The organism is Moritella sp., from assembly GCF_033791185.1.
Lineage (GTDB): Bacteria > Pseudomonadota > Gammaproteobacteria > Enterobacterales > Moritellaceae > Moritella.
Genome location: NZ_JASJHF010000086.1, coordinates 20261 through 30543, shown reverse-complemented (window position 1 = coordinate 30543; position 10283 = coordinate 20261). Strand labels below are relative to the sequence as shown.

7 protein-coding genes and 1 pseudogene are annotated in these 10283 nt (G+C 41.0%); 2 read left to right on the top strand and 6 right to left on the bottom strand.

Annotated features, from left to right (window positions below; genetic code table 11):
* Both QNK26_RS05500 and QNK26_RS05495 read right to left on the bottom strand, forming a co-directional pair.
* Nucleotides 1–788: pseudogene (locus tag QNK26_RS05500) on the bottom strand (phosphate ABC transporter, permease protein PstA); the annotation flags it as partial.
* A gap of 27 nt (nt 789–815) precedes the next feature.
* On the bottom strand, nt 816–3026 hold the full coding sequence (locus QNK26_RS05495; RefSeq protein ID WP_319221379.1) for an ABC transporter permease subunit: 2211 nt from the start codon (nt 3024–3026) through the stop codon (nt 816–818).
* A gap of 239 nt (nt 3027–3265) precedes the next feature.
* Here QNK26_RS05495 and QNK26_RS05490 point away from each other — a divergent pair, with 239 nt between their 5' ends.
* Entirely contained in the window at nt 3266–3769 is a 504-nt protein-coding gene (locus QNK26_RS05490) for a glycine cleavage system protein R (protein ID WP_319221378.1), read from the top strand.
* Nucleotides 3770–3868: 99 nt separating this feature from the next.
* Here the strand turns inward: QNK26_RS05490 and QNK26_RS05485 are convergent, their stop codons facing one another.
* The 4 genes from QNK26_RS05485 to phoB all read right to left on the bottom strand — a co-directional run bounded on the left by QNK26_RS05485 (nt 3869) and on the right by phoB (nt 8965).
* Nucleotides 3869–5329 carry a NarK family nitrate/nitrite MFS transporter gene (locus QNK26_RS05485; RefSeq protein ID WP_319221377.1) on the bottom strand — a complete coding sequence of 487 codons (1461 nt, stop codon included), beginning with the start codon at nt 5327–5329 and terminating at the stop codon, nt 3869–3871.
* Nucleotides 5330–5669: 340 nt separating this feature from the next.
* Nucleotides 5670–6647 carry a phosphate ABC transporter substrate-binding protein PstS family protein gene (locus QNK26_RS05480; protein WP_319221375.1) on the bottom strand — a complete coding sequence of 326 codons (978 nt, stop codon included), beginning with the start codon at nt 6645–6647 and terminating at the stop codon, nt 5670–5672.
* Between the two features lie 310 nt (nt 6648–6957).
* Nucleotides 6958–8256 carry a phosphate regulon sensor histidine kinase PhoR gene (phoR, locus tag QNK26_RS05475; protein ID WP_319221373.1) on the bottom strand — a complete coding sequence of 433 codons (1299 nt, stop codon included), beginning with the start codon at nt 8254–8256 and terminating at the stop codon, nt 6958–6960.
* A 22-nt stretch (nt 8257–8278) separates the two neighbouring features.
* The gene (phoB, locus tag QNK26_RS05470) at nt 8279–8965 is read right to left on the bottom strand and encodes a phosphate regulon transcriptional regulator PhoB (protein WP_319221371.1); all 687 of its coding nucleotides are present in this window, start codon (nt 8963–8965) and stop codon (nt 8279–8281) included.
* Nucleotides 8966–9352: 387 nt separating this feature from the next.
* Between phoB and rdgC the strand changes: the two genes are divergently transcribed.
* The gene (gene rdgC, locus QNK26_RS05465; RefSeq protein ID WP_319221370.1) at nt 9353–10270 is read left to right on the top strand and encodes a recombination-associated protein RdgC; all 918 of its coding nucleotides are present in this window, start codon (nt 9353–9355) and stop codon (nt 10268–10270) included.
* The last annotated feature ends 13 nt before the right edge of the window (nt 10271–10283 follow it).

Below are 10283 nucleotides of genomic sequence, written 5' to 3'. Positions count from 1 at the left end.
GGGTAAGTCACTTCCAGCACATTTGATAATGGTATACGAACTTCCTCACCACGCATGTCTTTTACGATCACGGCATCGCGATTGGCTTGGTCACGATAACTGAATAATTGCGCTTCATGAATTTGATACTCAGCACGCAATGCGGCAGAAATTTTGCTGTATTTAGTTTCAATTTTACTAGTCAGTTGATCTTTCAATTCATAACTACGTAGCTTTAGACGAATACGCTCTAGCTCATAGTTAACCGAGCTGATCTCACCCTTCTGCAGATCTTGTGCTTTATCGTTTAATGCAACAGCACGTTCAATCAATACATCTAATTGCTCTGCTGACGTTAAGGTCTTTTTCACCCCATCTTCTTCGATAGCAACCGGGTAACCATAAAAGTTACCATTGTTGAAACGTTCAAACACCGCCAAAGCAGCTGGGGTTGATTGCTCAGTAATTGCAGGCCCGAGTAACCAGCTGAAATCAAGATCAACATATTCACGGTTACCGGTTTTAACTAAGATGCGCTCTACCGTTTCTAACGTTGGATCAATCTTCACGCCCGCCTCAAGTAAACGTTGGATTGGCACTACTTCACGATCATAGATCTCACCAATAATAACGCGACTTGAGCCATCTTCTAGCTGAACCTTAAATTCATGTATCGCACTTGGCCAAAAGTAAGTCAGACCACGCCACGCGATCAACATTAATAAACCAAGAACTGCAATCAAACTTATACTTACAGCACCACCTGTCATCCATATCCAAGGCGATCCTGAGCGAAACCAATTTTTCATTTTAATATCCTACTTACAAGCCTTAGATTAAATCGCGCTGTATTTTTCACGTAAACGCTGTCTCACAAATTCTGCAATGGTATTGAATACAAACGTCAGCACAAACAGTACGAATGCCGCTAAAAACAGGACACGATAATGCGAGCTACCCACTTCTGATTCAGGCATTTCTACCGCAATGTTGGCTGCCAATGTTCTCATACCAGAGAAAATATTGAAGTCCATTACAGGGGTATTACCGGTTGCCATTAATACAATCATTGTTTCGCCAACCGCACGACCTAACCCCATCATGATGGCTGAGAAGATACCTGGACTTGCAGTGAGTAATACAACCCTAACCAGGGTCTGCCAACTTGTAGCACCTAACGCCAATGAACCTTGGGTTAAATGCTTTGGTACACTGAAAATCGCATCTTCAGCAATCGAAAATATTGTCGGAATAACCGCAAACCCCATAGCAATACCAACAATCAGCGAATTACGTTGGTCGAAACCAAAGATATCATTGATATAGGCTCGTGCATCACCATCAAATACCAGGTCTTCAACAAAGGGGCTGACTGATACCGAGAAATAACCGACCAGTAATAACACCGGTAATAAGATAATTACGTGTGCACCCTGTGGTACGCGGTTAACGAATGATGAGGGTAAGAAGTGCCAAATTGCGGCTACCAAAATGGCTGAAAATGGCAATAACACGGCGATCATCATGACCCCGGGTAAATGCATTTCAACAAACGGGGCTAACCATAGACCAGCAAGGAAACCTAAAATTACCGTAGGTAATGCTTCCATTATTTCAACCGTTGGCTTGATTACTTTACGCAAGCCTGAATTCATGAAATAAGCGGTATAAATCGCACCTGCAACCGCGATTGGCACGGCAAATAACATCGCATAAAATGCGGCTTTAATGGTACCGAATGTGATTGGTACTAAGCTTAATTTCGGTTCAAAATCATCGGATGCTGAAGTTGATTGCCAAACATAATCGGGTTCTGGATAACCTTCATACCAAACTTCTTGCCATAATGCGCTCCATGTTACTTCTGGATGCTCATTAGTGAGTTTGTAAAAACCAATACCTTGTTCTGATTCCACCAAAAATGCATTTGCGCGAGGCGAGATAGCGAGGTGTTGTAATGAACCCATTTTAAGGTCTTGGTGTAATAATGTCGTTTCACCTGTGGTATGGAAAATACTTAAGCTATTATCCGCACCCACAGTCATGAAACCTTTACGCGAATATTCAATGGTAATATCTGTCACACTTGATTGTGCATCGAACTGACGGATCTTAGTAAACTTACGTTCACCATCTTTCGCCACTTCGAACCATTGACTCACGACACCGTTATCATTGCCAACCAATAATGAACTTGCACCGGTTAGCAGTGCAACCTGAGTAACGTTTTGTTGATGTTCATTAATGTCTAATACTTCAACAATAGAAATATCATCGGTATCACGGATATCGTAGATAGATAACTTGTTACCGCTACGCATAAAGATGAAACGGAAGTTAGGTGTTAACAACACTTGTTCCACATTCATAGGCATTGAAGGCAGTTCGATTGTTTCGCGACTCCATTCCAACTCTTCGGTCATGAAGTTTTCTTCCGCGACATAACGTAACAGTACACCACGATTGTCGGCTGTTACCGCAACGATTGCCGCATCTTCACCTTCAACTTCAATGGCAATATGTTGCAATGCTTGGCCTTGGCTATCAACTTCAATTGGTTGTTCGCCAAACGGAAACTTAATTTGCGGGGTAATAAGACGCTTATCATCAGGATAAGTAATATCGAAATCTGCAGCTGCAACGATCGCATTACCATCATTAAAGCCAAATATCACTGCCGATGATGTGGGACCACTTGGGCCAAACGACGTTGCTTGTTGCGGCAATGCATACTGCATTAACGCCACATTAGGATCGAGGGTATTAAAGAAGTTAATGCCTAAGTCACTATAACGGTAAGCAATTTCATTTTGCTCTTCCATTGCTAATGCATAAGTATTACCAGAAAACGGCTGACTGTATTGCGCTTTCGATTCTATTTTTGCAGATTCAAAAACTGGATAAACCACATACAGTAGATAGAAAAATATTAGCAACAGCGTCATCAATACAACACCACCACCCATTTTGATTCCATATTCTGCGAGTTTATCTTTAAGTAAGCGTTTGCGGGAGCCCGCAACCGTTAAAGAAAACTGTTCAGCCATCTCGTCCTCTTATTAGCTGTAATTAATCACAATGAGATTATATGTAATATTTATGACAGTTATATGACATCTCTCAACTCAAGCGAATATATTCCACTTTAGCTAGACTCAGTTCTGATATTTAGATGACAACGCTATATTTATGCAGTCTATTTGCATATAGTGTGGCGCATCATATTGAGTGATGAAAGTAGCTAAAACGTAACGTTTTACACGGATTTCTTACATAGGGCTTAGCAATGCTTAAACAACTTATCGTAACGCTTATTGGTGATGATAAATCAGGTCTCATAAACAATTTATCACGTGTCGTCGCCGAGCATCAGGGAAATTGGCTAGCAAGTAACATGAGTGAGCTTGCTGGGCAGTTTGCAGGTATTTTACAAATTTCAGTCGATGATGAATATTACCGTGATTTATGTGAAGCATTAAGCCTCATTCCAGGCCTAACTATAAATTTCGCAGAAGGTAAACACCAAAATATCTGGCAAAAATCACCTTGTCTCATCATTCAAGATAGCGATCGTCCTGGCATTATTAATGAAGTATCTAAAGTACTATCGCAACATGACATAGAATTAAAAGCCATAACAACACATTGTAAAGACTTATGGCAGTCTGATAACAACCGCTTTTATGCCAAACTTAAGCTCGCCCTGCCTGATAATCTCGATCATGATAAATTTAATCTGGCATTAGCAAAAATTTCGCCAACCTTGATGTCTGAAATGATCGAAGCATAACCAAATAGATAACGAGGTAGATCGTTCCACAAACAACACGGCGCCATTACCCAATAAGATAATGACGCCACCTTTCAATAACCCAAGCATAAACGTTAGTTACGACACATTAATGAGTGTAACAGTACCGTCTTCGTCAACTTCAGCAATATGGCCTTTTGGTTCTTCCATTAATAACAATGCAATAAAGCCAACTATCGCAGTCACCGCTATCGCATAAAAGAACATTTGCGTAGATACGATTGAATACAAGGTTAAATAGAATACCGCGCCAACATTACCATACGCACCTGTCATCCCAGCAATCTGCCCAGTTAAGCGACGCTTGATTAATGGTACCGCCGCAAATACCGCACCTTCACCGGCTTGCACGAAGAATGAACACGTCATTGCCGCCGCGATGGCTACAGGTAGTGACCATTGCGAGGTGATTTGTGACATAGCATAATAACCCACCGCTAACCCAGCAGTAAGAATAAGTAAGGTTTTCTTACGGCCAAAGCGATCACTGATCCAACCGCCACCCGGACGAGACATCAGGTTCATAAAGGCATAAGATGCAGCGACCATCCCAGCTTCTGCCATACCTAATCCGAATGTTTCAGCAAAGAATAATGGCAGCATAGAAACAACTGCCAGTTCAGAACCAAATGTTGAGAAATACAATACATTAAGAACTGCCACTTGCTTAAATTTGTAACGCTCAATTTCGGGTACTGCTTTAACAAAGATATCACGGTTTACTTGATAAGTTTTCCAGCAATCAAGTACGTATAATACCGCTAAAGCAATATAAATCGAGTAAGTGGTCGCCTCAGTGAACATATTAACTTGCAATAATTTCCAGGCTAATAAATCGAGGGTTAAATACATCGGCAGTTTCATCAGCAGCAATAAAAAGAAATCACCTTTGCTGGTCACTTCCATCGCTCCGCCTTTTTTGGGACGGAAATAAGTCGACCCTTTTGGCGTATCTGTGACATTGAAGTAATACACCACACTAAATGCTAAACTCATCACACCGGTGATCGCAATCGCATAGCGCCAACCGTCAGCACCACCAAATAATAATGCCACGGTTGGTAATGTGAATGCTGCGGCAGCGGAACCAAAGTTACCCCAGCCACCATAAATACCTTCTGCGGTACCTAACTCATTAGCAGGAAACCATTCACTGACAATACGGATACCGACCACAAAACCGGCACCAATCAAGCCCATCATGAAACGCGCTATCGCTAATTGTTCAAATGTATTAGCCAACGCAAACATAAAGCAAGGTATTGAACAGACAGCTAATAATGTAGAGTAAACGATTCGCGGTCCGTATTTATCGGTTAACATGCCAATAATCACCCGAGCTGGGATAGTTAAAGCCACATTAAGAATGAGTAACGTTTTCACTTCTTCCGTGGTCAGCCCCATACTGTCTTTGATCGCCAGCATCAGAGGCGCGGCATTAAACCACACCACAAAGGTAATAAAAAAAGCCATCCACGATAAATGTAAGGTTTTCATTTTCCCTGAAAAAGACAATATGTTAAATTTTTCTTGTCCCATAAAAATTCCCTCTTAGATAATTAACAAAATATAAAAATTTTATCCTACCTAAGATAAAGCAACACTAATGCCAACTTAAAAACAAACAACATAAAACATAAAAATCAAAGGCTTAATCATCAGGCGAGTAATTAATTTAAATTTCAATTGTTACATCTGCACCAAGGTGGTGAGCCATTCCAATAAATATATCACTTAATGGACACTAACTCTAAAGGCTACAATCCTCGTTTATCAAATAGCTGCGGATTAATTACAGAGTTATTAACCTATTGAATAACACAAAGCAAAAAGCCCGCTCAATAGCGGGCTTCAAATTAGTTAACCTAAATCAGTAGTATTACAGGGTAATACCCGCTTTCTGAAGGTCTTTTGTGGTTACTGAGTTAGGCAGTGGGATGTAACCATCTTTAGCTACGATCTTCTGACCTTGTTTTGATAACATCAGTTTTAAGAACTCAGTTTGCATTGGTGATAATGCTTTGTTTGGGCTCTTGTTGATGTAAACATATAGGTAACGAGATAGTGGGTACTTGCCTGATGCCGCGTTATCTAATGATGCGTCAATGTAGTTAGTGCCTTTTTTGGCAATTGCTACTGCGCGTACACCTGATGTTTTATAACCGATACCTGAGTAACCGACAGCATTGAGTGATGATGATACCGATTGCACAACCGATGCAGAACCTGGTTGCTCATTGACGTTGTTCTTGAAGTCGCCTTTACATAATGCTTTCTTCTTGAAGTAACCGTAAGTACCTGACACTGAGTTACGCCCGAATAATTGAATATCACGCTCAGCCCAAGAGCCTTCTAGACCTAGCTCACCCCAGCGTTCAATACGCTTAGCTTCACCACACTTGAGTGTGCTTGAGAAGATTGCATCTACATCAGCAATGCTTAAGCCTTTAATTGGGTTATCTTTATGTACGAATACTGCAAGAGCATCGATTGCAACACGGATTGCAGTTGGCTTGTAACCATAGCGTTTTTCAAATGCTTCTATTTCTTTCGACTTCATTTTACGGCTCATCGGACCGAACTGTGAAGTACCTTCTGTTAGTGCCGGTGGCGCAGTAGAAGAACCCGCCGCTTGAATTTGTACATTAACACTTGGGTAAGTATGTTTGAATTCTTCAGCCCACAAGGTCATCATGTTTGCAAGTGTATCTGAACCCACTGTCGATAAATTGCCTGAGATACCGCTTACTTTTTGATACTCTGGTAATTTAGGGTCTAGACCTGCTGCAAATGCGCTTTGTGTGGCGATTGCTGTCATTGAAATCCCTAATGCTACAACAATTTGTTTAATATTCATTTTTACTTCTCCAAGTATAATTTTGTATTTTGTGTCTATGACTACAAGTTATATCGCTTTGTATTTAGTACCGACGACTACAAGTAATATGAGCTTGTATCGCGTTTCTGTGACTACAAGTATTCAATAAACTAATGACAATAATATGAACAAAACATGACGGTTTGATGACAATGGATGATTTATTACCAATAAAACCCAGCTGATGCAACATAAAACACAATGGGTGGCGCAGAGCAGCTAAGTCACCGACATAAAAAAGCCCATCAAGATGGGCTGGGCTGATAACACGAGATGAACGGCGTTAATGTTAGTGACGTTTAATATGCACAACCTGTGGTAGCGTAAAACTAAAACAACTGCCTTTGCTAATCTGACTGCTTATTTGTAACAAGCTATCATGATTGGTTAATACATGCTTCACAATCGACAAGCCAATCCCCGAACCTCCAGAGTCACGTGAACGCGCATCATCGACACGATAAAAACGTTCAGTTAAGTGATGTAAATGCTCCGCAGAAATACCGTCACCATTATCCGTGACGCGAAACAAGCCACCAGCCGATGTTTGCTTCCATTCGACTACAACCTTACCGTTTTCCGGGGTATAACGTACCGCATTGTAGATCAAGTTAGATACTGCACTGCGAAGCTGCGATTCGTCACCGAGCGCAAACAAGCCATGCTCAATATTGAATACTACATTTAACGCTTTATCAGCACCTAAAATTAATACCTCTTGCTCTAACATCGACAGCATAAACGGTATATCGACTTGTTTTTCAAAGTCTACCGCCTGTGCAGCTTCAATACGCGACAAAACTAATAATTGGTTAACCAATGAATCCATACGCGTCGTTTGTTCAGACATCACTTTGTGGGCACGCGCAAACATTTTATCCGACTCATCAGGCTCCAGCATTTCCAAATAACCTTTTAACACGGTTAATGGGGTACGTAATTCATGGGATACATTGCCCATAAAGTTACGTCTCACTTGTTCGAGTTGACGTAGCTCAGTCACATCTCGCGCCACCAACATCGATTGATCATCGGTATACCTCATCACCCGAATTTCTAATGTTTTAGCATTATGAATTGGCGAGCTGATCTCTAACGGTGCTTGATAATCCTTCGAATTTAGATATTGGATAAAATCCGGCGTTCGGATCAAATTACCAATATGTTGATTCGCATCTTCCGGCCATTTTAAGCCTATCATTTGCTGCGCTAATTTATTACACCACATAATCGAATAATCAGTATCTAACGCCACAACCGCATCAGGCAACGCTTCAGCCCCCTCACGAAAACGACGGATCACCACACGCAGTTCTTTACGCTTACGTTTATGTCGACGTTGTAAGCGATAAATGCCATTAAAAATGGACTCCCAACTGCCTTTACCTTCTGGTGGTGTGGCGCTACGTCCCAGCCATAACCATTTATGTAATACGTATTGACTCCGATACAGGCAGATAATATGTACTACAGTAGCAATAAGTAAACTTAATGCTACGTTATCAATAATTAAACCAACAAGAAAAAACGGGATATACCAATACAGCAGTCGCCATAAGCCTCTGAGAAAAACGTTCGTCTTATTCATATTGAAACTTCAACTCTATTGATTAACGTACCGAAAAGCGATAACCGGCACCACGCACTGTTTGTACATACCTATCATGCTCGCTCGGTGTTAATGCTTTGCGCAAACGACGAATATGTACGTCAACCGTGCGGTCTTCGACATATACATTTGTACCCCAAACATTATCTAATAACTGCTCTCGACTATATACACGTTCTGGGTGTGTCATAAAAAAGTGCAATAATTTAAATTCAGTGGGACCGATATCAATAGCGGCGTCATTCGCTGATACCCGATGCGCGACCGGATCGAGCTGCAAACCACTAATCGCAATCACTGAGTCTTGCGTCATCGGTGCAACACGACGCATCACCGCGTTTAATCGCGCGATCAACTCTTTTGGCGAAAATGGTTTGGTGATGTAATCATCCGCCCCTACTTCCAAGCCTTTTACTTTATCTTCCTCTTCACCACGAGCAGTTAACATCACGACAGGAATAGCAGATGAATGAGGTTGAGACTTCAGATGCTTAATATATTTAATACCACTACCACCCGGTAACATCCAATCGAGTAAGATCAGATCAGGGTAAGGTTCAACGAGTCGCTCTACCGCTTCATTGTAATCCCCGGCTTCGACAACGTCGAATCCCTTTTGTTCTAATGCAAAACACAACATTTCACGGATCGCAAGTTCATCTTCAACTACTAAAATTCGCTTAGACACTTTAAATATCCTTTACTCTTCATCTCTTTATTAACTGTCACCAGTCAGTAAAAGATTTATATTTCAATGAAAAAAGACCGATTTATCTTTCGACTTTAACTGAAAGCGATTATCAGCTCAATATGTTTCAGAATTATTACATTGATGAATTTTTTATGAATAATTTGATTTAAGTCTAACCAGTATCATCAATGTAGCACTTAATTAACACTCTGATTTTAATAATCAAAGTAGTTTCTATATTCTATATTTATACTGTAAACCTACCCACCACGGCGCTTAATTAAGCTCTCAAATGCTGCATCTTTAGCCAAGAGTCAAACTTGTATTTCCAACCTCCTTGAGTATACTGGTTATCCAAACAGTTGATACCAAGGTCCTGCTATAATGTGGTTTAAAAACTTACTAATTTATCGTTTCACTCGTCCATTTGAATTAGATATTGAACAACTTGAAACCAAGTTAGCTGATTTCCCTTTTACCCCTTGTGGTAGCCAGGATTTGTCTAAATTCGGTTGGATCAAACCCCTAGGTAAATCAGGTCAAGCGCTAACACACGGTATCACAGATAACATTCTGATCTGTGCAAAGAAAGAAGACCGCGTATTACCGGCATCTGTAGTAAAAGACATGCTCCAAGAAAAAGTAGACAGCATTGAAGCAGAGCAAGGCCGTGGCCTAAAGAAAAAAGAAAAAGATGCACTGAAAGAAGATATTGTCCATCAACTACTGCCCCGTGCATTCCCACGTAGCAGCCAAACATTTGCTTGGATCTGTCCGTCCCAAGATCTACTCGTCGTTGATGCATCAAGTGCTAAAAAAGCCGAAGATTTAATCGCCTTATTACGTAAATGTGTGGGTAGCCTACCGGTGATCCCAGTTGCATTAACAACACCTGCAGACGTCACTATGACCGAATGGTTAAATAACGGCAGTGCCGCAGCGGGTTTTGAATTAGGTGATGAAGCCGAATTACGTTCTGCACTTGAACACGGTGGTATTATCCGTTGTAAAGAACAAGACTTAACCAGTGAAGAGATCCAGCACCATCTTAATGCCGATAAATTAGTGACTAAATTAGCTTTAGATTGGAGTGAATCACTGTCTTTCTTACTGGGCGAAGACATGTCAGTAAAACGCTTAAAGTTTAGCGATCTTATCAAAGAGCAAAACGATGATGTGGCAACAGATGACTACGCGGCTAAATTCGATGCTGACTTTGCCTTGATGACAGGCGAATTAATGCGTTTCATCCCAGACTTAATCACTGCACTTGGTGGTGAAGAAGCAATAACGAGCAAGTAAATTCCAGTCAATG

Coding starts and splice junctions, on each gene's coding strand:
- QNK26_RS05495 (WP_319221379.1), bottom strand. CDS start 3,026: ATGGCTGAACAGTTTTCTTTAACGGTTGCGGGCTCCCGCAAACGCTTA.
- QNK26_RS05490 (WP_319221378.1), top strand. CDS start 3,266: ATGCTTAAACAACTTATCGTAACGCTTATTGGTGATGATAAATCAGGT.
- QNK26_RS05485 (WP_319221377.1), bottom strand. CDS start 5,329: ATGGGACAAGAAAAATTTAACATATTGTCTTTTTCAGGGAAAATGAAA.
- QNK26_RS05480 (WP_319221375.1), bottom strand. CDS start 6,647: ATGAATATTAAACAAATTGTTGTAGCATTAGGGATTTCAATGACAGCA.
- phoR (WP_319221373.1), bottom strand. CDS start 8,256: ATGAATAAGACGAACGTTTTTCTCAGAGGCTTATGGCGACTGCTGTAT.
- rdgC (WP_319221370.1), top strand. CDS start 9,353: ATGTGGTTTAAAAACTTACTAATTTATCGTTTCACTCGTCCATTTGAA.